19 protein-coding genes and 1 riboswitch are annotated in these 21,777 nt (G+C 32.1%); of the genes, 16 read left to right on the top strand and 3 right to left on the bottom strand.

The features are described from left to right. Positions 1 to 14 precede the first annotated feature (14 nt). The 11 genes from cobA to RHP49_04810 all read left to right on the top strand — a co-directional run bounded on the left by cobA (position 15) and on the right by RHP49_04810 (position 11,673). Positions 15 to 791: a uroporphyrinogen-III C-methyltransferase gene (gene cobA / locus RHP49_04860; GenBank protein WNH13587.1), complete on the top strand. Its 777-nt coding sequence runs from the start codon at positions 15 to 17 to the stop codon at positions 789 to 791. Further along, the gene (locus tag RHP49_04855) at positions 775 to 1,419 is read left to right on the top strand and encodes a bifunctional precorrin-2 dehydrogenase/sirohydrochlorin ferrochelatase (protein ID WNH13586.1); all 645 of its coding nucleotides are present in this window, start codon (positions 775 to 777) and stop codon (positions 1,417 to 1,419) included. Before cobA ends, RHP49_04855 begins: the two co-directional genes overlap by 17 nt. Positions 1,420 to 1,440: 21 nt before the next feature. Next, on the top strand, positions 1,441 to 2,496 hold the full coding sequence (locus tag RHP49_04850; GenBank protein WNH13585.1) for an NAD(P)/FAD-dependent oxidoreductase: 1,056 nt from the start codon (positions 1,441 to 1,443) through the stop codon (positions 2,494 to 2,496). A 211-nt stretch (positions 2,497 to 2,707) separates the two neighbouring features. Next, positions 2,708 to 3,448 carry a serine O-acetyltransferase EpsC gene (epsC, locus tag RHP49_04845; protein WNH13584.1) on the top strand — a complete coding sequence of 247 codons (741 nt, stop codon included), beginning with the start codon at positions 2,708 to 2,710 and terminating at the stop codon, positions 3,446 to 3,448. Then, entirely contained in the window at positions 3,435 to 4,325 is an 891-nt protein-coding gene (gene cysM / locus RHP49_04840) for a cysteine synthase CysM (protein ID WNH13583.1), read from the top strand. Before epsC ends, cysM begins: the two co-directional genes overlap by 14 nt. Before the next feature lie 150 nt (positions 4,326 to 4,475). After that, a riboswitch (SAM riboswitch) is annotated at positions 4,476 to 4,590 on the top strand. A gap of 73 nt (positions 4,591 to 4,663) precedes the next feature. Next, positions 4,664 to 5,671: a homocysteine S-methyltransferase family protein gene (locus RHP49_04835; protein WNH13582.1), complete on the top strand. Its 1,008-nt coding sequence runs from the start codon at positions 4,664 to 4,666 to the stop codon at positions 5,669 to 5,671. 3 nt (positions 5,672 to 5,674) lie between these two features. Then, positions 5,675 to 8,350 carry a methionine synthase gene (metH, locus tag RHP49_04830; GenBank protein ID WNH13581.1) on the top strand — a complete coding sequence of 892 codons (2,676 nt, stop codon included), beginning with the start codon at positions 5,675 to 5,677 and terminating at the stop codon, positions 8,348 to 8,350. Between the two features lie 98 nt (positions 8,351 to 8,448). Beyond that, entirely contained in the window at positions 8,449 to 8,688 is a 240-nt protein-coding gene (locus RHP49_04825; protein ID WNH13580.1) for a hypothetical protein, read from the top strand. Positions 8,689 to 8,832: 144 nt separating this feature from the next. Next, positions 8,833 to 9,789, top strand: a complete 957-nt coding sequence (gene metF, locus RHP49_04820) for a methylenetetrahydrofolate reductase [NAD(P)H] (GenBank protein ID WNH13579.1) — start codon at positions 8,833 to 8,835, stop codon at positions 9,787 to 9,789. A 36-nt stretch (positions 9,790 to 9,825) separates the two neighbouring features. Then, complete coding sequence (locus RHP49_04815; protein WNH13578.1) at positions 9,826 to 10,923, top strand: acyloxyacyl hydrolase; 1,098 nt, start codon at positions 9,826 to 9,828, stop codon at positions 10,921 to 10,923. Between the two features lie 3 nt (positions 10,924 to 10,926). After that, the gene (locus RHP49_04810; protein WNH13577.1) at positions 10,927 to 11,673 is read left to right on the top strand and encodes a head GIN domain-containing protein; all 747 of its coding nucleotides are present in this window, start codon (positions 10,927 to 10,929) and stop codon (positions 11,671 to 11,673) included. Here RHP49_04810 and RHP49_04805 read toward each other — a convergent pair. The 3 genes from RHP49_04805 to gldA all read right to left on the bottom strand — a co-directional run bounded on the left by RHP49_04805 (position 11,659) and on the right by gldA (position 16,041). Further along, complete coding sequence (locus RHP49_04805; GenBank protein ID WNH13576.1) at positions 11,659 to 12,846, bottom strand: acetate kinase; 1,188 nt, start codon at positions 12,844 to 12,846, stop codon at positions 11,659 to 11,661. The two genes, RHP49_04810 and RHP49_04805, sit on opposite strands and share 15 nt — an antisense overlap. 3 nt (positions 12,847 to 12,849) lie before the next feature. Further along, on the bottom strand, positions 12,850 to 14,940 hold the full coding sequence (gene pta, locus RHP49_04800; GenBank protein ID WNH13575.1) for a phosphate acetyltransferase: 2,091 nt from the start codon (positions 14,938 to 14,940) through the stop codon (positions 12,850 to 12,852). Positions 14,941 to 15,144: 204 nt separating this feature from the next. Further along, positions 15,145 to 16,041: a gliding motility-associated ABC transporter ATP-binding subunit GldA gene (gene gldA, locus RHP49_04795; protein WNH13574.1), complete on the bottom strand. Its 897-nt coding sequence runs from the start codon at positions 16,039 to 16,041 to the stop codon at positions 15,145 to 15,147. 333 nt (positions 16,042 to 16,374) lie between these two features. Here gldA and RHP49_04790 point away from each other — a divergent pair, with 333 nt between their 5' ends. From RHP49_04790 to RHP49_04770, 5 genes are all read left to right on the top strand, one after another. Next, on the top strand, positions 16,375 to 17,202 hold the full coding sequence (locus RHP49_04790; protein ID WNH13573.1) for a prephenate dehydratase: 828 nt from the start codon (positions 16,375 to 16,377) through the stop codon (positions 17,200 to 17,202). Further along, positions 17,199 to 18,344: an aminotransferase class I/II-fold pyridoxal phosphate-dependent enzyme gene (locus RHP49_04785; GenBank protein WNH13572.1), complete on the top strand. Its 1,146-nt coding sequence runs from the start codon at positions 17,199 to 17,201 to the stop codon at positions 18,342 to 18,344. Before RHP49_04790 ends, RHP49_04785 begins: the two co-directional genes overlap by 4 nt. Next, positions 18,341 to 19,192 (top strand): prephenate dehydrogenase, encoded by an 852-nt coding sequence (locus RHP49_04780; GenBank protein WNH13571.1) that lies wholly within the window; start codon positions 18,341 to 18,343, stop codon positions 19,190 to 19,192. The genes RHP49_04785 and RHP49_04780 overlap by 4 nt, the downstream gene beginning before the upstream one ends. A gap of 11 nt (positions 19,193 to 19,203) precedes the next feature. Further along, positions 19,204 to 20,286: a bifunctional 3-deoxy-7-phosphoheptulonate synthase/chorismate mutase type II gene (locus tag RHP49_04775; GenBank protein WNH13570.1), complete on the top strand. Its 1,083-nt coding sequence runs from the start codon at positions 19,204 to 19,206 to the stop codon at positions 20,284 to 20,286. Positions 20,287 to 20,426: 140 nt separating this feature from the next. After that, positions 20,427 to 21,776: a M48 family metalloprotease gene (locus tag RHP49_04770; protein ID WNH13569.1), complete on the top strand. Its 1,350-nt coding sequence runs from the start codon at positions 20,427 to 20,429 to the stop codon at positions 21,774 to 21,776. The last annotated feature ends 1 nt before the right edge of the window (position 21,777 follow it).

Raw genomic sequence — 21,777 nt, 5'->3', positions numbered from 1 at the left:
GCGAGTTAAAAGAAATGAGTTTGAAAATCCCAATGTTAACAGTAGTAGGTGCAGGACCTGGAGATGTCGATTTAATTACGCTTAAAGCTATTAAAGCGATAAAGTCTGCAAATGTGATACTGTATGATGCGCTTATTAATGAAGACTTATTAGAGTATGCATCTAAAGAAGCAGAGTTAATATTTGTAGGTAAACGAAAAGGATGTTATGCATTTCAACAAGAGCAAATTAACAGTCTTATTGTTTCTAAGGCTAGGGAGAAAGGGCATGTTGTACGCTTAAAAGGTGGCGATCCTTTTATTTTTGGAAGAGGTGCAGAAGAGATTGATTATGTTAGACAATTTGGTTTAGAAACGTATGTTGTTCCTGGGATTTCATCGTCTATGGCGGTTCCTGCTTATCAGGGTATCCCGCTAACAAAACGTGGCGCTTCAGAAAGTTTTTGGGTGATTACAGGAACCACTAAAAAGCATCAATTGTCTGGTGATGTAGCTTTAGCGGCTAAGTCGACAGCAACCGTTGTTATATTAATGGGAATGAGTAAACTAGATGAAATAGTTGCCATTTTTTCAGAGGAAAATAAACAAGATGTTGCCGTTGCTGTTATTCAAAATGGTACTAGAGATAATGAAAATGTCGGTATTGGAACTATAGCTTCTATTAAAAGTATTGTAGAAGAAAAACAATTATCTAATCCAGCCATTATTGTTATTGGTGATGTGGTGAAAGAACGGGCTGTTTTAAGCAGTATTTTTAAAGAAGTTGAAGGGAATTATGACGAAAGAGAATAAAAAAATTAAAGGCTCGAGTGAGTTTGCTACCTCTTTAGGTGCTGATGGGCTTGAAAGAAATAATTTATACCCCATTTTTTTAAAAACTAAAAGCTTAAATGTACTTATTGTTGGTGGAGGACATGTGGCTGAAGAGAAGTTGACCTTTTTATTAAAGTCGAGTCCAGATGCTAATGTAACAATGGTGTCTCCAATGTTTAGAGTAGGAACTGTTACTTTGGCTGAAACAGGACATGTAAAACTTGTTAAAAAGAAATATAAAAAGCGTTTTTTAAAAGGAAAGCATATTGTTGTAGCAACAACAGATGTTCCAGAAGTAAATGTTAAAGTTCATAAACATTGTCGTAAAAGAAGCATTTTAGTAAATGTTGCTGATAATCCACCATATTGCGATTTTTATATGGGCGGTATTGTTACAAAAGGTAATGTGAAAGTGGCTATTAGTACAAACGGAAAGTCGCCAACAACAGCCAAACGATTACGTCAGTTTTTCGAGGATGTTATTCCAGAAAATGTAGACGATTTGGTTAAAAATTTAAATGAATATAGAAAAACAATAAAAGGTGATTTTGAACAAAAAGTGGAAACACTAAATGAATTCACCAAAGGATTAATTGAAAAAAAATAAGGTATTAAAAGAATAGCAGAAATGATTAAAACAGATATAATTATAATAGGCGCGGGACCAACTGGATTATTCACGGTTTTTGAAGCAGGATTATTAAAGCTTAAATGCCATTTAATTGATGCATTGCCACAACCTGGTGGACAATGTTCAGAGTTATATCCTAAAAAACCTATTTATGATATTCCTGGGTTTCCAGAAATTTTAGCAGGCGATTTAACTAAGAATTTGTTAGAGCAAGGTAAGCAGTTTGAGCCTGGATTTACGTTGGGTGAACGTGCGGAAACTGTTGAAAAACAAGAAGATGGTACTTTTATTGTGACAACAAATAAGGGTACACAGCATCAAGCGCCTGTGGTTGCTATTGCTAGTGGTTTAGGAAGTTTTGAGCCTAGAAAGCCACAACTTGAAAACCTTGCTAAATATGAGGATAATGGGGTTGAATATATGATAAAAGAACCAGAAATATATCGTGATAAAGATGTTGTGATTGCTGGTGGTGGCGATTCGGCATTAGATTGGAGTATCTTTTTATCAGACGTTGCCAAAAGTGTTACACTTATCCATAGACGTAATGAATTTAGAGGACATTTAGATTCTGTAGAAAAGGTTGGAGAATTAACAAAGGCAGGTAAAATTAATTTAATTACGCCTGCTGAAGTTACAGATATTTTAGGTGATGGTAAGGTTGAAGCTATAGAAATCAAGAAAAAAGATGAAGATCCTATTGTTTTAAAAACAGATCATTTTATTCCATTATTTGGGCTGTCTCCTAAATTAGGACCTATTGCTGATTGGGGTTTAGAAATTGAAAAAAATGCTATTAAGGTAGATAATGCATTAGATTATCAAACAAATATTCCTGGGATATTTGCAATTGGAGATGGTAATTTTTATCCTGGTAAATTAAAGTTAATTCTTTGTGGTTTTCATGAAGCTACTATAATGTGTCAGGCAGCTTATAAAATTATTAACCCAGGAAAAAAATACGTTTTAAAATATACAACAGTTAGTGGGATTGATGGTTTTGATGGTACTCGTAAAGAAGCGCCTAAAGCAGTTGTTCAAGCTATTAATTAAGTTTTAACAAAAATAAACGACTAAAGAAGTGCAATCCTGCAAGGTTTTATAACCTTGTAGGATTTAATATTTAATAAAAGAGGAATTTAAAAGGATAAGTTTTACTTTTATGAATCAAATTTCAGAACTGTTAGTTAAGATGAAATCTAAACACTCAATAAAGATTGGATCCGTTTTTCACTTAATTTAAAAAAACAATAAGTATAAATGCATGAAAAGTTATAATGTTTGTTTAAAAGATACCGTTAAAATATTTACTAAAAAGTTATTTTATTCTTTGTTTGATTGTGAGCAAGAGGAAGCAAACAGTGAGTATTTGGAGGAAACCTTTGTAAAAATCGTTACAAAATTAGACATAAAAAATGGTGAAGAGATTTGGAAGAAATTTAAAACTATTCTTCCTGAAATTAGGAGACAGTTAGATTTAGATGCTATTGCCTTTGAAAACAACGATCCTGCTTCGCATAGTTTAGAAGAAATTTATATGGCATATCCTGGGTTTCATGCTATTTCAATTTATAGATTAAGTCATGCACTTTATAATTTAGATGTGTTTATTTTACCTAGAATGATGAGTGAATATATTCATGGTATAACAGGTATCGATATTCATCCAGGAGCAACTATTGGCGAGTCATTTTATATAGATCATGGAACAGGAATTGTAATTGGTGAAACATCCATTATAAAAAATAATGTTAAGATTTATCAGGGAGTTACATTAGGTGGAATTCAAGTTAGTAAAGATTTAGCTAAAGTTAAAAGACACCCTACTATTGAGGACAATGTTTGTATTTATGCGAATGCAACTATTTTAGGAGGCGATATTATTATTGGAGCTAATAGCACTATTGGAGCCAATGTTTGGATTACCCAATCGGTACCCGAAAACTCATTAGTTACTTATCAAACTGAAATTAAAATTAGACCCAAAAAGAATGGCATACGGTAAAACTATCCTTGATCAAATAGGCAATACACCTATAGTTGAGGCAAGTCATATTATAAATAAAAAAGGTATTCGGTTATTTTTGAAACTCGAAGGAGACAACCCTGGAGGTAGTGTAAAAGACCGTGCTGCTTTTAATATGATTAATGAAGCTTTAAAGCGTGGTGAAATTAAAAAAGGAGGCACTTTGGTTGAGGCTACCAGTGGGAATACGGGTATTGCTTTGGCTTTTATAGCGCAATTATTAGGGTTGAATATGGTGCTTATAATGCCAGAGAATTCTACTGAAGAACGTGTAAAAACCATGAGAGCTTATGGTGCTGAGGTTATTTTAACGCCTGCCGATATTGGTATTGAGGGATCTAGGGATGTTGCTTTTAAATTGCGAGATGAAAAAGGCTATATGCTTTTAAATCAGTTTGAAAATGATGATAACTGGAAAGCACATTACAAAACTACTGGTCCGGAAATTTGGAGAGATACTGAAGGCGAAGTAACGCATTTTGTTTCTGCTATGGGAACAACAGGAACTATTATGGGAACGTCAAAGTTTTTAAAAGAAAAAAATAAAGATATCACTATTGTTGGAGCGCAACCTGCTGATGGAGCTAGAATTCCAGGTATTAGAAAATGGTCGCCAGATTACGTGCCTAAGTTTTTTGATCGTTCTAGAGTAGATATTGTAGTTGATGTAAGTGAAGAAGATGCTAGAATTACAACACAACGTTTAGCAAAAGAAGAAGGTGTTTTTGCTGGTATGAGTAGCGGTGGTTCAGTGTTTTGTGCATTACAAATAGCAAAGTCAATAGATAAAGGTATTATAGTTGCTGTTATTTGTGATAGAGGCGATAGGTATTTGTCTTCAACTTTATTTGAATAGATTTTAATAGAATAGACAAATGTCCTACAAGGTTTCAAAAACCTTTTGGTATTAAACGAATAAGGTGCAATTTAAAAAAAGACCTTGAAGCATAAGGAAAACAAAAATATAGTTAGTATTTTTGTTCGCTAGTTCATAAACGTATTAATAATGTTATCAAGAAAGGTAGAGGGACTAGACCCGTTGAAACCTTGGCAACCCTTTATCTTGTAAAGAAGGTGCTACGTTCTACTAGTATTTTTAAGGAATATTAGAAAGATAACGAAGAGTACTACTTTTACTTTTCTTGATGACATACAGAATTCGTTTAAACGAATTCTAAAATATAAATTATCAAAATGTCAAACATACAACAAGCTTTACAGGATCGTATTTTAGTGCTAGATGGTGCTATGGGTACCATGTTACAGCGTTATAAATTTACAGAAGAAGATTTTAGAGGAGAGCGTTTTAAAGATTACCCAACACCCTTACAAGGTAATAATGATTTACTATCTATTACTCAGCCTAAAGCAATAAAAGAAGTTCACGCCAAATATTTTGAAGCTGGAGCAGATATTGTTGAAACCAATACCTTTTCGGGAACGACTATTGCAATGGCAGATTATCAGATGGAAGATTTGGTGTACGAACTTAATTTTCAATCGGCTAAAATAGCAAAAGAAGTAGCTGATGAATTCACAAAAAAAGAACCAAATAAGCCACGTTTTGTAGCTGGTTCTATAGGGCCAACAAACCGTACTGCTAGTATGTCGCCAGATGTAAATGATCCAGGATATAGAGCGGTAACTTTTGATGAATTACGTATTGCTTACAAGCAGCAGGTTGAAGCTTTAATGGATGGTGGTGCCGATTTATTATTAGTCGAGACTGTTTTTGATACCCTAAATGCTAAAGCAGCATTATTTGCGATTGAAGAAGTTAAAGAAGAACGTAATATAGATATTCCAGTAATGCTAAGTGGTACGATTACAGATGCTAGTGGACGTACACTTTCTGGACAAACTGCTGAAGCATTTTTAATATCGGTATCTCATATTCCATTGTTGTCAATTGGATTTAACTGTGCCTTAGGTGCTAATTTATTACAACCGCATTTAGAGGCGATTGCAAATAAAACAGAGTTTGCTATTTCAGCGCATCCTAATGCAGGACTGCCAAATGCTTTTGGAGAATATGACGAAACTCCAGAAGAAATGGGCGAACAGATAGAAGAATATTTAAAGAAGAATTTAATAAATATAATTGGTGGATGCTGTGGAACTACTCCAGAGCATATTGAAGTTATTGCAAAATTAGCAGCAAAATACAAGCCAAGAAAAGTAGTTGAAACAGCAGCACTTTAATCAATGAAAATTAAACAAACAAAGTACATGCATTTATCTGGACTAGAACCACTAGTCCTTAATGAAAATAGTAATTTCATAAATATAGGTGAACGTACTAATGTAGCAGGGTCAAGAAAGTTTTTAAGACTCATTAAAGAAGAGCGATTTGATGAAGCTTTAGATGTAGCACGTCATCAGGTTGATGGTGGAGCTCAGATTATCGATATTAATATGGACGACGGCCTTATAGACGGAAAAGAGTCGATGGTGCGTTTTCTAAATTTAATAGCTGCCGAACCAGATATTTCTAGAGTGCCTATCATGATTGATAGTTCTAAATGGGAAATTATTGAGGCAGGATTACAAGTGGTACAAGGAAAAAGTGTGGTAAACTCTATTTCCTTAAAAGAAGGTGAAGAAAAATTTATTTGGGAAGCTAAGCAAATTAAGCGTTACGGTGCAGCTGTAATTGTGATGGCTTTTGATGAGGTTGGGCAAGCCGATAATTACGAAAGACGTATTGAAATAGCAGAGCGTTCGTACCGTGTTTTAGTAGATAAAGTAGGTTTTCCATCGGAAGATATTATTTTCGACTTAAACATCTTTCCTGTTGCAACAGGAATGGAAGAGCACAGAAGAAATGCGATCGATTTTATTGAAGCAACGCGTTGGGTTCGTGAAAATTTACCGAATGTTAGTGTTAGTGGCGGTGTAAGTAATGTGTCATTTTCATTTAGAGGGAATGATGGTGTTCGAGAAGCAATGCATTCCGTGTTCTTATATTATGCGATTCAAGCAGGTATGAATATGGGTATTGTAAACCCAGCACTTTTAGAAGTTTATGATGATATTCCAAAAGATTTATTAGAACATGTTGAAGATGTTATTTTAGATAGACGTGATGATGCAACCGAGAGATTACTTGATTTTGCTGAAACTGTCAAAGGCTCAAAAGTTGAAAAAGGTTTAGATTTATCTTGGAGAGAAAATCCTATTCAAGAGCGTATAACACATGCTTTAGTAAAAGGTATTGATGCTTTTATCATTGAAGATGTTGAGCAAGCTCGAATAGAAGCTGAAAAACCTATTGATGTTATTGAAGGTCATTTAATGATAGGAATGAATGTTGTAGGCGATTTGTTTGGTGCAGGAAAAATGTTTTTGCCACAAGTGGTAAAATCAGCACGTGTGATGAAAAAGGCTGTGGGTTATTTAAATCCGTTTATTGAAGCTGAAAAAGGAGATAAACAAGAACCAGTAGGTAAGGTTTTAATGGCAACTGTAAAAGGTGATGTACATGATATTGGTAAAAATATTGTAAGCGTCGTATTAGCTTGTAACAATTATGAAATAGTTGATTTAGGGGTTATGGTACCACCAGAAAAGATTATTGAAACAGCTATTAAAGAACGTGTGGATGCTATTGGTTTATCGGGCTTAATTACACCGTCACTTGATGAGATGGTGTATTTAGCAAAAGAAATGCAGCGCCAGAATTTTGAAGTGCCTTTGCTTATTGGAGGTGCCACTACATCAAAAGCGCATACAGCTGTTAAAATTGATACACAATATAAAAACGCTGTAGTTCATGTTAATGATGCATCAAGAGCTGTAACTGTTGTAGGCGATTTGTTGAATAAAAAGACTTCGCATGAGTATGTTGCTAAAATGAAAAAAGATTACGACGAATTTCGTATTAAGTTTTTAAAACGAGGTAAAGAGAAATCATATATTTCAATAGCAGAAGCAAGACGAAAAAAGTTTAAAATAGATTGGGAAACGTCTGAGATTGTTAAACCTAAAGAGTTAGGTGTCCAAATGTTGAAGCAATTAAGTTTAAAAGAATTAGAGCCTTTTATAGACTGGAGTCCGTTTTTTAGAAGTTGGGATTTACATGGGAAGTTTCCTGATATTTTAACTGATAAAGTTGTTGGCGAGCAAGCTACCATTATGTATAATGAAGCGCAAGCCATGATAAAAGAAATTATAGCGAAGCAATTATTAAAACCGCGAGCTGTTTTTGGTCTATTTGAAGCTAATACTATTAATGAAGACGATATTTCTGTTCAGAAAAAAGGTAAAGAAATTGCTGTATTTAGAACCTTACGCCAGCAATTAAGTAAAAGAGCTGGAATCCCTAATATAGCTTTGTCCGATTTTATTGCACCAAAAGAAACTGGAAAAACAGATTATATGGGAGCGTTTTGTGTGGCTATTTTTGGAGCACAAGAATTAGCCGATAGTTATAAAGCAAAAGAAGACGATTATAATGCAATCATGGCGCAAGCTATTGCCGATAGATTTGCAGAAGCGTTAGCCGAATACTTGCATAAACAAGTGCGTACAAAACATTGGGGATATGCAGCAGATGAAACTTTAAGTAATGCCGATTTAATAAAAGAAAGTTATAAAGGTATTCGTCCAGCACCAGGATATCCTGCTTGTCCAGATCATTTAGAAAAGGAAACTATTTGGGACTTGTTAGAGGTCGAAAAAATAATAGGTGTTACTTTAACCGAAAGTTTAGCTATGTGGCCAGCGGCAGCTGTTTCTGGATATTATTTTGGAAATCCAGAAGCTAAATATTTTGGTTTAGGTAAAATTACAGACGACCAAGTAACCGATTATGCTGTTAGGAAGGGCATAGCAAAGGATAAAGCTAGAAAATGGTTGCATCCCGCGATTGCAGATGAATAATAAGCCCCACCTAGCCTCCCCAAAGGGGAGGAACTGTTGCGGATATAGAATTTTAATTTAAAAATCCCCCTCCTTTGGAGGGGTTAGGGGAGGAAAAAATGAAAGATAAATTTATAGAATTAACATTAGGTAGTTATATTATTTCTCATGGTTACAATAGTAAGAATAAGGAAATGATGGAGCATGTTCCTTCTGATAAATTTTCTAAGAAAATTGTGCCTATTTCTAGAATTAAGTCGGTTAGTGAAAAATACATTTTAACTGATTATGTTGATGGGCGATGGATATATTGGGAATATAATGAAGATTACGAGACTGTTAAAAATATGTTGGTTTAGTTTGCGTTAGCGATTGCAGAGTAAAGCCCACAGCGAGGTACAAGCGAGGACTTGTAACGTAAAGCGCGACCCTTGTGGTAACGTCCAAAAATATAATAATATTGATGAGATTCCCGCCTTCGCGAGAATGACAAAAAATAAGTAATGAAAGTAACAGATCACATAAAAAAAGCTAACGGAAAAACATTATTTTCTTTTGAAGTGATACCACCTCAAAAGGGAAAAAACATTCAAGATTTATATAATAATATAGATCCGTTAATGGAGTTTAATCCACCATTTATTGACGTTACAACGTCTAGGGAAGAGTATGTATATATTGATAAAGGTAACGGGCTTTTAGATAAGCGTATTACGCGTATGCGCCCTGGCACGGTTGGTATTTGCGCGTCTATTATGCATAAATATGGTATTGATGCCATTCCACATATTCTTTGTGGTGGTTTTACAAAAGAAGAAACTGAATATGTTTTGGTAGATTGTCATTATCTGGGTTTAGATAATGTGATGGCCTTACGCGGTGATTCTATGAAAGATGAACCCTATTTTAAACCTGTTGAAGGAGGGAATGCTTATGCAAGTGAATTGGTGCAACAAATATCAAACTTAAACCAAGGGAAATACTTGCATGACGATGTTTTAGTAGAGCATAAATCAGATTTTTGTATTGGTGTGGCTGGTTATCCTGAAAAACATATGGAAGCACCTTCTTTGATGACTGATTTGAGACGTTTAAAAGAAAAAGTAGATGCTGGAGCCGATTATGTGGTAACACAAATGTTTTTTGATAATAATAAGTATTTTGAATTTGTTAAAAAAGCAAAAGAGGCTGGGATTAATGTGCCAATTATCCCAGGGATAAAACCGATTGCTGTAAAACGCCATTTACAAATACTGCCGCAAGTTTTTAAAATTGACTTACCAGAAGATCTTATAAATGCCGTAGAAAGTTGTAAAGACAACAAGGCTGTAAGACAGGTGGGAATTGAATTTGCTATTCAACAATCTAAAGAGTTAAAGGCTGCGGGAGTTCCGTTTTTGCATTATTACTCAATGGGGAAAAGTGATAATATTAAGGCGATTGCGTCAGAATTGTTTTAAGATTCTAATACATTTGATAAATATGAAGATTTGTTAATGAAGGTATCTTTAACCTGCGTTTTACTATTAATATCCTTTTTTGTTTTTTCTCAAGAAAAACAGCTTACATCGTATATAGATGTTAATTATTATAGAGGTAATATTGCAGTACATAATACAGATATTCTTCATTTAATAATAGGACATCCAGAAGGTGTTATTTTAAGTTGGAATACAAAAACGTATGGTTTAAATGATTGGGAACAGCGTTATAATTATCCCGATTATGGTGTGACATTTACTTCTCAGAATTTTAAGAACGATATCTTAGGGAACAGTTATTCATTATATGCTCATTACAATTTCTATTTTTTAAAGCGAAATTTAATGTTTCGTATTGCGCAAGGACTTGCTTATGCAACGCATCCTTATGATAAAGTTGAAAATTATAGGAATTATGCTTTTGGTTCTAGTTTTTTAAGTACTACACTTATAATGCTTAATTATAAAAAAGAGCGAATTATTGATAGGTTTGGTCTGCAAGCTGGATTTTCACTCATTCATTATTCTAATGCAAATATGAAATCACCCAATGCGAGTACAAATACGCTCGCCTTTAATGTTGGAGTGACCTATAGCTTAGATGATGAAATACCAGAGTATATTACTACTTTACAAGGCGTAAAAGAAAAATTTACCCAACCCTTAAAGTACAATCTTGTTTTTAGAGGTGGTATTAATGAAAGTGATGTAGTTGGTAGTGGGCAGTTTCCGTTTTATATTATATCAGCTTATGCTGATAAACGTATAAATATTAAGAGTGCATTTCAGTTTGGAACAGATGTGTTCTTTTCAAACTTTTTAAAGGAACTTATTTATTATAAAAGTGTCGCTTTTCCAGAAGAAAATGTGACAGGAGAAGAAGATTATAAACGTATTGGAGTTTTTGCAGGTCATGAGTTATTTATTAATAAAACTTCTTTAATTACCCAATTAGGGTATTATGTGTATTATCCGTTTGATTTTGAGGGACGTACTTATTTTAGAGTTGGTTTAAAACGTTATTTTACAAATAAATGGTTTGGGGCTTTAACACTTAAAACACATGGAGCAAAAGCTGAAGCCGTTGAATTTGGTATTGGAGTTCGATTATAAAACATGAAGAAATTAATTTACATATTAATCTTAATTATAGTATTTGCTTGCGATAATGAAAATGCTGGAGATTGTTTTCAAAAAACAGGCAGTATTATTAAAGAAGAAGTGAGTCTTTCTACTTTTGATAAAATACTTGTTAATCGTGATATTAAATTAATTATTAAAGAAGGGGCTGAACAAAAAGTGGTAATTGAAACGGGAGAGAATTTATTAAATGACGTTGAAGCTGTGGTTGTTGATGGGAAATTAACACTCACCGATAATAATACGTGTAATTATCTACGTAGTTACGGTGTAACCAAAGTATATATAACATCGCCAAATATAAAAGAAATAAGAAGCTCTACTCAATATGATGTTCAGTCGGATGGTGTTTTAACCTATCCTACACTTACAATTTTAGCAGAAGATTATAGTCTCCCTAAAAGTATTACAAGTGGTAATTTTGTTTTAGAGATTGATAACAACTCTTTTAGCTTGGTTTTTAATAATTTATCAAACTGTTACATATCAGGCGAAACTAATAATCTAAATATTACATTAGCATCTGGAACATCTAGGTTTGAAGGGCAAGATTTAATTGCCCAAAACGTTCAATTATGGAATAGAAGTTCTAACGATATTGTTGTAAACCCTCAATTATCAATAAAAGGAAAAATATCTGGTGTTGGTAATGTTATTTCTTTAACCAAACCAGATATTATTCACGTTGAAGAAGTTTATAAAGGGCGATTAATTTTTAAATAAATCTATTGCTTGTTTTGCTATTTCTAGTTCTTCATTTGTAGGGATTACTAAGATTTTAACTTTAGAATCCTCTTTATTAATAGCTCTAATGTTATTAGATTTTATTTCGTTCTTTTTAGCGTCTAATTCTATACCTAAAAAATCTAAATCTTCACAAATATGTTCTCTCATGTATTGAGAGTTTTCTCCAATACCAGCAGTAAATACAATGGCATCTAGTCCGTTTAAAATAGCTGCATAGCTACCAATATATTTTTTAATTCTATAAGTATTCATCTGCAAAGCTAATTGACATTCTTTATTGCCTTTTGATGCTTCACTTTGAATGTCTCGTAAATCGCTATATCCCGTAAGACCTAACATGCCGCTTTTTTTCTGAAGTATGGTGTTTATATCTTTTAAGCTATATCCTAATTTTTCTGCTAAATGAAAAATAATAGATGGGTCTATGTCACCAGAACGTGTTCCCATAATTAATCCGCTAACTGGTGAGAAACCTAAACTATGATCTATACTTTTTCCATCTTTTATGGCAGTCATACTACAACCATTTCCTAAGTGAATTGTAATAATTTTAGATGCTGGTTTTTCTAAAAATTGAATAGCTTTTTCTGAAACATATTTATGACTAGTGCCATGAAATCCATACAAACGGATATGGTGTTTGTCTAAAAATTCACTAGGAATAGCGTATTTATAAGCATGTTTAGGTATTGATTGATGAAATGCCGTATCAAAAACAGCAACTTGTTTTGCTTTTGGAAAAATGTCTTCAGCGACTTCAATACCTTCTAAATTTGCTGGATTATGAAGAGGTGCCAAAGATGATAAAGCTTTTATTTTTTCTTTTACGGCTTTTGTGATTTGTGTAGTTTCACTAAAATGTTTTCCACCGTGAACCACCCTATGTCCAACAATAGTAATATCATCGGCAGATTTTATAATACCTGAATTTTTATCTAAAAGCTGTTTAGCTAATAATTTTAATCCAGCTTTATGGTTTAATATTTCAGATTCAAATTCAACCGTTAGTTTTTCGGTTTTAAATTTAAATATTGAGTCTTTAAAACCAATGCGTTCAATTAAACCAGAACAAAGTATGGTTTCATTTGGCATTGAAAATAATTGAAATTTTAAAGAAGAACTTCCTGAGTTTAAAACTAATACTTGCATAATTTATAATTCTTGGGCTTGAATAGCTGTTATAATAACGGTACTGTATATATCATCTGCAGTACAGCCTCTACTTAAATCGTTTACGGGTTTGTTTAATCCTTGTAACATAGGACCAATTGCTAGGGCACCAGTTTCACGTTGCACAGCTTTGTAAGTATTGTTTCCTGTATTTAAATCTGGGAAAATTAAAACACTTGCTTGTCCAGCAACTTCAGAATCTGGCAATTTACTTTTGCCAATACGCATATCTACAGCAGCATCATATTGAATTGGACCTTCTATTTTTAAAGTAGGTACTTGTGCTTTAACTAGATTTGTAGCTTCTCTTACTTTATCAACATCAGCACCTTTACCAGACGCTCCAGATGAATATGATAACATGGCAACTTTAGGATCTATTCCAAAATCTTGAGCTGTTTTTGCTGATGAAATAGCAATTTCTGCTAATTGCTCTGCATTTGGGTTTGGATTTATAGCGCAGTCTCCAAAAATAGAAACTCTATCTTCTAAGCACATAAAGAATACCGAGGATACAATATTAACACCTGGTTTGGTTTTTATAAATTGTAAAGCAGGGCGTAATGTGTGTTGTGTAGTATGTACAGCACCTGAAACCATACCATCTGCATGACCTTTATAAATCATCATGGTAGCAAAATATGAAACATCCATCATGGTGTCTCTTGCCATTTCAAGAGTAATATTTTTATGTTTTCTCAATTCGAAAAATGTATTTGTATAATCTTCGAAATGAGGCGATTTAACAGGTGATACTATGTTTATAGCCTTAATATCTAAAGCAATATCGTATTTTTCAATACGTTCTTTTATTTTTGCTTCTTCACCAATTAATGTTAATTCAACCACACGTGCATCAATTAGTTTAGCTGCTGCTCGCAAAACGCGTTCATCATAACCTTCTGGAAGCACAATATGTTTTTTGTTTTTTAAAGCACGTTGTAATAAGTTGTATTGAAACATTCTTGGAGTGAATATTTCAGACTCAAATGTGATTAATTTATTGGATAATTTTTCAGTATCAGCATGCTTTTCAAATGTTGAAATAGAAGTTTGAATTTTTTCAGTATTTTCAGCATATATTCTTGATTTTATTTTACCTATAGAATTGGTAATTGAAAAGGTACCTCCTTTTACGCTAATGATTGGAACAACACTAGAGAGTCCTTCTATTAGTTTTAAAATAGAATCTTCAGGAATTAATCCGCCAGTTAAAATAATACCAGCAACTTTCGGATAATTTTTAGAAATATTAGCTTGTAGTGCCCCTAAAATAATGTCTGCTCTATCTCCTGGCGTAATAACTAATGAGTTTTCTTTTAAATGCGTTAAATAGTTGCGCAATTGCATGGCGCCAACACTAAAGTTTTCAGATAGGTTATTAATTAAATCTTTCCCAAAAAGGATGTTACCATCTAATGTTTTTACAATTTCTTTGATGGTTGGACTTGTTAAACTTCTAATTTTCGGAATAACAGTAATATCTGTATCAGTATTTACACGTTCTTTTAAAAGAGATTTTATGGTTGAAACATCTTCCTCTTTAATTTTGTTGGTCATAATAGATAAAACATCTACTTCTTCTTTAAAGGTGTCATGAGCTAACTGCACACTTTCAATAATGTCTGGTAGTTTTTTACCATCTCCTTGAGAAACAATAATAACAGGTAATCCTAAATTTTTAGATATTAAAATATTAATATCCAATTCTAAACTAGAGTTTTCATGTGAAAAATCGGTGCCTTCAACTAAAACAAAATCAAAGCGTTCTTCGAGATATTTGTATTTTTTGATGATTTCGTCAATAACCTCTCCAGATTTTCCTTTATTATATAAATCAAGAACTTCACTTCTGGTATAAGCAAAGGTTTTTTTGTAATTAATATCTATTTCGAAATGCGAAATAACCGTGTTTATATGGTTATCCATTTCACCAGTTTCGGTATCTTCTATAATAGGTCTAAAATATCCAACTTTAGCTATTTTACCTAAAAGCATACGCATTAATCCTAGTACAACAATAGATTTACCACTGTTAGGTTCTATTGTAGCAACGTAAATTCCTTTACTCATTTTATTTTTTTTTGTAGTGTAACAAAGTTAATCGATTGCATTTCATTAAAAAAAAACAATTAATTTAGGTTTTTTAGTAATTGAAATTGCATCTGATGGGGCAAAATTAGCATCTTCATACATTGGTAAAGATGATATTTGTCATATCCTAGGAAAACGTTTTCTAAATACCTGATTTTAATTGAGATTTAAGAATAAAAATAATTAATTAGATGTTAAATCTCTAAATAGTGTTTCTAAACTTGTGTTTTTTTGATTTAGTTGAAGGATTTTTAATTGGTTATCATGTGCAAAATCAAAAACATAAGATCTCATATCTTCTGATGTTTTAAAAGTGATTTCATAAACAAAATCATAGGTGTTTACAACGCTTTTAACTTTAGGTAGTTTTAATAAAAAAGCATCTTCAACTCGATAATCAAATTCTACAATAACGGTTTGTTCTTTACCTTCTTGTATGTCTTTTAGTTTTTTATCGGCAACAATTTCACCTTTATTAATAATAATCACGCGATCGCACATGGCTTCAACTTCCTGCATAATATGGGTTGAAAGAAATACGGTTTTAGTTTCGCCAATAGTTCTTATTAGGTTTCTTATATCTACTAATTGATTAGGATCTAATCCAGTGGTAGGTTCGTCTAAGATTAATACGTCGGGGTCATGCAATAAGGCATTGGCTAAACCAACACGTTGACGATAGCCTTTAGATAATTGCCCTATTTTTTTATGAGATTCAGGAGCTAATCCAGTAAGTTTAATAACATCGTCAATGCGTTTATTAGAAACCTTGTAGATTTTAGAATTAAAACTTAAATATTCTTTAACGTACATATCTAAATATAACGGATTGTGCTCTGGTAAGTACCCTACACTCTGTTGCACATTTTGGGAAGCATCATTAATATCGTATCCGTTTACTTTGGCTTTACCTTCACTAGCATTAATATAAGTGGTTAAAATTTTCATCATAGTAGATTTTCCAGCACCATTTGGTCCTAAAAATCCAACTATTTCTGGTTTGTTTACTTTAAAAGAAACATTATTTAAAGCTTTTTGGTTTCCGTAAAGTTTTGTGATACCTGTAACCTCGATAGACATATTTGTAAATTTTTTGTTCAAAAATAATGATTATCTATTGTAATGATAGTTTTGCTGTAAAATCTTTAAAATTTTTAATAAAAATATAAAAAAGGTTTTATTGTATTTTTATTTCTTAAAAAAAGAATTACTTTAGCGCCGTAATTATGACAACAACAGTATATTATACATATTTTAACAACTATTTCTTTTTTAGCAAAAGAAACGAGGCGTTGTATGTATAATTTATAAATATAAATTAAAATATGAGTCTCGATGAAAATCGAGACTTTTTTTTGTTTAAGAATTGATAAAAGTAATATAAGAATTAAATATTTTAAATAATATCAAATTTTGATTAAAACAGTAGCCATACAAGGAGTAAAAGGGTCTTTTCATCATATTGTGTCCAAACAATTTTTTGAAAAATCTGTTGATGTTATTGAATGTTTAACATTCGATAGGACTGTTGATTCTGTAATTACTAAAGAAAGTGATGCAGCTATTATGGCTTTAGAAAACTCTATTGCGGGTTCAATTATTCCTAATTATGCTTTAATAGATAAGCACAATTTGCATATTGTTGGAGAGCATTATTTAGATATTCAGCATAATTTAATGGCATTGCCAGATCAGGATATAAAAGATATTCAAGAAGTGTACTCGCATCCTATGGCATTGTTACAATGTAAAGAATTTTTTAGAGGATATCCTCATATTAAATTAGTGGAAGATAAGGATACTGCTGAAGTAGCACAGCGTATACAAGAACAACAGTTAAAAGGCATTGCAGCAATAGCAAGTGTTATGGCAGCCGAAATATTTGAATTAGATATTTTAGCAAAAAGTATTCAAACAATTAAACACAACGAAACGCGCTTTGTAATTGTAAAGCGTAAAAATTCTGAAGTGCCAGAAGAAGATATTACGAAAGCATCAATAAAATTTGAAGCAGACCATAAACGCGGAAGCTTAGCAACAATTTTAAATGTTATGAGCGATTGTAAATTGAATTTAACAAAAATTCAATCGATGCCTATTATTGAAACACCTTGGAAATATGCTTTTTTTGTGGATGTTACTTTTGAAACATACGCCGATTTTAAAAAGGCAAAGTCTATTATAGACATTATGGCTATTAATTTTAAAATATTGGGCGAATATAAAAATGCAAAGTTATGATTGAAGTAGCAGATAGATTAAATACAGTTGAAGAATACTACTTCTCAAAGAAATTGAGAGAAGTTAATTTGTTAATAGCTAGCGGAAAGTCTGTTATTAATTTAGGAATAGGTAGTCCAGATATGCAACCACCACAAAAAGTTATAGATGCTTTGACTGAAGGTTTGCTAAACCCAAATGCGCATAAGTATCAAAGTTACCAAGGGTTGCCAGAATTAAGGCAAGCCATAGCAGGATTTTATAAAGCGCATTATAATGTGAATTTAAGTCCGAATACAGAAGTGCTGCCTTTAATGGGAAGTAAAGAAGGTATTATGCACATTTCTATGGCGTTTTTAAATAAGGGTGATGAAGTTTTAATACCAAATCCGGGGTATCCAACTTATCAGTCGGTTACAAAATTATTGGAAGCAACGCCTGTTTTTTATAATCTTGATGAAGCTAATAATTGGTTGCCAGATTTTAAAGCTTTAGAAAAATTAGACTTAAGTAAAGTGAAGCTTATGTGGGTAAACTATCCACACATGCCTACAGGAGCACAACCAAGCCAATATTTATTTGAAGAGTTAGTAGCTTTTGGCAAAAAGCATAATATTTTAATAGTAAACGATAATCCGTATAGTTTTGTTTTAAATGAAAACCCAACCAGTATTTTAAGTGTAGAAGGCGCGAAAGATGTTTGTTTAGAATTAAATTCTTTAAGTAAAACCTTTAATATGTCGGGCTGGAGAGTAGGAATGGTAGTTGGAAACAATACACTTATTAATAATATTTTAAAGGTGAAAAGTAATATGGATTCTGGGATGTTTTACGGCATACAAAAAGGAGCCATCGAAGCATTGAAGTGTTCAGAAATGTGGTTTGTTACTTTAAATAGTGTTTATAAGAAGCGTCGTGATTTAGTTTGGAAATTAGCCGAAGCACTAAATTGTACTTATGATAAAAATGCGACAGGACTTTTTGTTTGGGCTAAATTACCGCCACACATAAAAGCAGAAGCGTATATAGATTTAATACTTAAAGAGAACCATATATTTATAACACCAGGAACTATTTTTGGTAGTCAAGGAGAAGGATATATTCGTTTTTCTTTATGTGCACAAACAGAAGATTTAGAAGAAGCAATAGCAAGAGTAAAATGAAAAATATATACGCAATAGGTATTGGTTTAATTGGTGGTAGTCTTGCTATTGATATTAAAAAGAATAATCCAGATGTAATTATTCATGGTATTAGTAGAAAACAATCTACCCTTGACGAAGCATTATCTCTTAATTTAATTGATAAAAAAGCAACTTTAGATGATCTTGGTAATGCCGATTTAGTAATTGTGTCTATTCCTGTTGATGCTACTGTTAAATTATTACCTACTATTTTAGATAAGATATCAGATAATGGATTAGTTGTAGATGCAGGATCAACTAAATTAGATATTTGTAAAGCAGTAGAAAATCATCCTAAACGCAGAAATTTTTTAGCGATGCATCCTATTGCAGGTACAGAACATTCAGGACCTAGTGCGGCTATTAGTGGCTTGTTCCAAGGGAAAACAAATATTGTTTGTGAAGTTGAAAAAACAACCTTTAAACTTCAAGAAAAAGCATTGAAATTGTTTTCAGATATAGGTATGCGTATACGTTATATGAACCCTGAAGCTCATGATAAACATATTGCTTATGTGTCACATTTGTCTCATATAAGTGCATTTATGTTGGGTAAAACAGTTATAGATAAAGAGCGAAATGAACGCGATATTTTTGATATGGCAGGCAGTGGGTTTGCCTCAACTGTTAGGTTGGCAAAGAGCTCACCAGAAATGTGGACGCCTATTTTTAAACAGAACAAAACAAACGTAATAGAAACTCTAGAAGAGTATATTAGTAATCTCACTCATTTTAAAGAGCTTATGAAATCAGATGATTTTGATGCTATTTTTAATGAGATGAAAAACACCAATCATATAAAAGATATTTTAAACGGAATTAGTTAAGTAGTGAAATTATGGAAAACAAAAGAGAAATGAGAACCTGGTTAGATGATTTAAATTTAGATCATCCATTGGTAATTGCAGGACCTTGCAGTGCTGAAACAGAAGAACAAGTTTTAAAAATTGCGCATGAGTTAAAAGATACTGATGTTAGTTATTTTAGAGCTGGTATTTGGAAACCAAGAACACGTCCAGGTATGTTTGAAGGTGTTGGTGCTTTAGGTTTAAAATGGTTACAAAAAGTAAAAGCAGAAACAGGTATGAAAATTTGTACCGAAGTTGCCAATGCAGCACACGTAAAATTAGCCTTAGAGCATGATGTTGATTTATTATGGATTGGAGCACGTTCTACAGTAAGCCCATTTATTATGCAAGAAATTGCAGATGCTTTAGAAGGTACTGATAAACCTGTATTAATTAAAAACCCTGTAAATCCAGATTTAGCTTTATGGTTAGGTGGTATAGAAAGAATTTACAAAGCAGGTGTTAAAAATATAGGTGCCATACATAGAGGGTTTTCAACGTATGAAAAAACAAAGTACCGTAACACTCCAGAATGGCAATTAGCTATCGAGTTTCAAAATAAATATCCAGATATTCCTTTAATTAACGATCCGTCGCATATTACTGGAAAACGTGATATGATTTTTGATGTGTCTCAAGCGGCTTTAGATTTAAATTTTGATGGATTAATGATTGAAACTCATTACGATCCAGAAAATGCTTGGAGTGATGCTGCACAACAAGTAACACCGTCTACCTTGGTTCAAATTATGAAAGATTTAAAAATTAGAAAAGAGTCAGATTCTGAAGCTGAGTATAATAAATCACTAGATAATTTAAGAGCACAAATTGATGTTGTTGATAATCAAATTATCGATTTGTTAGGAAAACGAATGAAAGCTGCTGATGGTATTGGAGCCCTTAAAAAGCAAAAAAACGTAGCGGTTTTACAATCTAAACGTTGGAATGAGATTTTAGGAAAAATGGTTTTAGAAGGACAAGATCACGGATTAAGTGAAGAGTTTATTTTAAAAATGTTTAAAGCTATTCACCAAGAGTCTATTAATCATCAAGAAAAGATTATTAATAGTTAATAGTTAATAGTTATTATTTTAGAAACAAAAAAGGCTCGCAATTGCGAGCCTTTTTTTTATGTTTTTTCTTTGAGACAATAGTTTACCTGAAAAATATACATATATTTACTAGCATTAAAAACTGTTATTAAAGTCAGTCAATGCGTATATTTTGTATTTGTATTTTCTTATTTTCTAATTTTTTGTTTTCTCAAGCAATTAATAATGAATATATTCCACCTAATATTGATGCTATAGAGTCTTTTCTTAAGCGGATTAATCAGAATCAGATAAATAAAATTAGCGGAGAGTTTTCATCTAAAATAAAAAAAGTATTTAAGGATAGAGATGAAAAAATTAGAGAAGCTATTGAAGATAGTACTTATGTTTTTAATTCTAAAATAAAGGAGGATTTAGATCAGATACTTCAACATATATACAAATCCAATCCAGAAATTAATACGACAGATTTTAATTTTTTTATTAAAAACTCAATAATTCCAAACGCTGCTTGTTATGGAGATGGTATGTTTGAGATTAATTTAGGATTACTAACTAAATTAGAATCAAATGATGAATTAGCTTTTATTATCTGTCATGAAATAGCACATAAATTATTAAATCATTCAATAAAAGGAATTACTAAAAGAATTCGTTCCATTAATTCAGAAGAAACAAAAGAAAAGGTAAAACAAATTAAGAGAAATAAATACGGTCAGACTAGAGCTGCACTTTCTTTAATAGATGAATTAAGTATTGATATTTTAGATTATTCTAAGGAAGTAGAAGCAGAAGCAGATTCTTTAGGTTTTGTTTTGTTTTCTAAAACCAAGTATTCAAAACCTTTAGCACTTAAAGCATTAGAAAAATTAAGAAGAGTAGATGAAATGGTCTTGTATCATGATGTTAAAATAGATAGTGTATTTAATTTTAAAAGTTACCCATTTAAAGATTACTGGCTAAAGGAAACAACATCACTTTTTGATACAAGTGAAAAAATAAATGATTTTAGTTTAGTTTCAGATACATTGAAAACGCATCCTGAAATTGAATTTAGAGTGAATAAGTTAATTTCAGATTTTAACATAGTAAAGGATGTAAATGACTTAAAAGCGGCAGAATACCATTATAAAAACTTAAGAGAAATCTCTAATATGAAAAGCATTCAGTTTGCTTTCGATTTAAAATTTTTAGACTTGGTATTGTATCAATTGATAGAAAAGTACGATAATAAAGAAATAACAGCAGATTATTATTATTCTAAAATAGCTGAAGTGCTATATCTAGTGTATAAAGCAAAAAAGTCTCATGAGTTGGGTAAGTATGTGCCTCAAAAGAATAGCTTTTCAGATGAAAAGCAATTAAATATAATTAGACTTTTTATACACAATTTAGAACTTAACGAAATAGCTAAGATGTGGTCAGCTTTTTATAAATCAATCGAAGGCAAGAATATAGAAAGTGACAATTTGAATAAAATAATAGAATTTTTTAAACCAATCAATAAATAAT

This window comes from Flavobacteriaceae bacterium HL-DH10 (assembly GCA_031826515.1).
GTDB classification, from domain to species: domain Bacteria; phylum Bacteroidota; class Bacteroidia; order Flavobacteriales; family Flavobacteriaceae; genus Thalassobellus; species Thalassobellus suaedae.
Note: the sequence above shows the minus strand (reverse complement) of the source record. Positions and strands in the feature narration are given on the sequence as shown.

Excerpts from the sequence above, each read along its gene's own strand:
- gldA (WNH13574.1), bottom strand. The coding sequence starts at position 16,041 with ATGTCTATCGAGGTTACAGGTATCACAAAACTTTACGGAAACCAAAAA.
- metH (WNH13581.1), top strand. The coding sequence starts at position 5,675 with ATGAAAATTAAACAAACAAAGTACATGCATTTATCTGGACTAGAACCA.
- RHP49_04780 (WNH13571.1), top strand. The coding sequence starts at position 18,341 with ATGAAAAATATATACGCAATAGGTATTGGTTTAATTGGTGGTAGTCTT.
- RHP49_04825 (WNH13580.1), top strand. The coding sequence starts at position 8,449 with ATGAAAGATAAATTTATAGAATTAACATTAGGTAGTTATATTATTTCT.
- RHP49_04785 (WNH13572.1), top strand. The coding sequence starts at position 17,199 with ATGATTGAAGTAGCAGATAGATTAAATACAGTTGAAGAATACTACTTC.
- RHP49_04810 (WNH13577.1), top strand. The coding sequence starts at position 10,927 with ATGAAGAAATTAATTTACATATTAATCTTAATTATAGTATTTGCTTGC.
- metF (WNH13579.1), top strand. The coding sequence starts at position 8,833 with ATGAAAGTAACAGATCACATAAAAAAAGCTAACGGAAAAACATTATTT.
- RHP49_04775 (WNH13570.1), top strand. The coding sequence starts at position 19,204 with ATGGAAAACAAAAGAGAAATGAGAACCTGGTTAGATGATTTAAATTTA.
- RHP49_04835 (WNH13582.1), top strand. The coding sequence starts at position 4,664 with ATGTCAAACATACAACAAGCTTTACAGGATCGTATTTTAGTGCTAGAT.
- epsC (WNH13584.1), top strand. The coding sequence starts at position 2,708 with ATGAAAAGTTATAATGTTTGTTTAAAAGATACCGTTAAAATATTTACT.
- RHP49_04805 (WNH13576.1), bottom strand. The coding sequence starts at position 12,846 with ATGCAAGTATTAGTTTTAAACTCAGGAAGTTCTTCTTTAAAATTTCAA.
- RHP49_04770 (WNH13569.1), top strand. The coding sequence starts at position 20,427 with ATGCGTATATTTTGTATTTGTATTTTCTTATTTTCTAATTTTTTGTTT.
- RHP49_04815 (WNH13578.1), top strand. The coding sequence starts at position 9,826 with ATGAAGGTATCTTTAACCTGCGTTTTACTATTAATATCCTTTTTTGTT.
- pta (WNH13575.1), bottom strand. The coding sequence starts at position 14,940 with ATGAGTAAAGGAATTTACGTTGCTACAATAGAACCTAACAGTGGTAAA.
- RHP49_04850 (WNH13585.1), top strand. The coding sequence starts at position 1,441 with ATGATTAAAACAGATATAATTATAATAGGCGCGGGACCAACTGGATTA.
- cysM (WNH13583.1), top strand. The coding sequence starts at position 3,435 with ATGGCATACGGTAAAACTATCCTTGATCAAATAGGCAATACACCTATA.
- cobA (WNH13587.1), top strand. The coding sequence starts at position 15 with ATGAGTTTGAAAATCCCAATGTTAACAGTAGTAGGTGCAGGACCTGGA.
- RHP49_04855 (WNH13586.1), top strand. The coding sequence starts at position 775 with ATGACGAAAGAGAATAAAAAAATTAAAGGCTCGAGTGAGTTTGCTACC.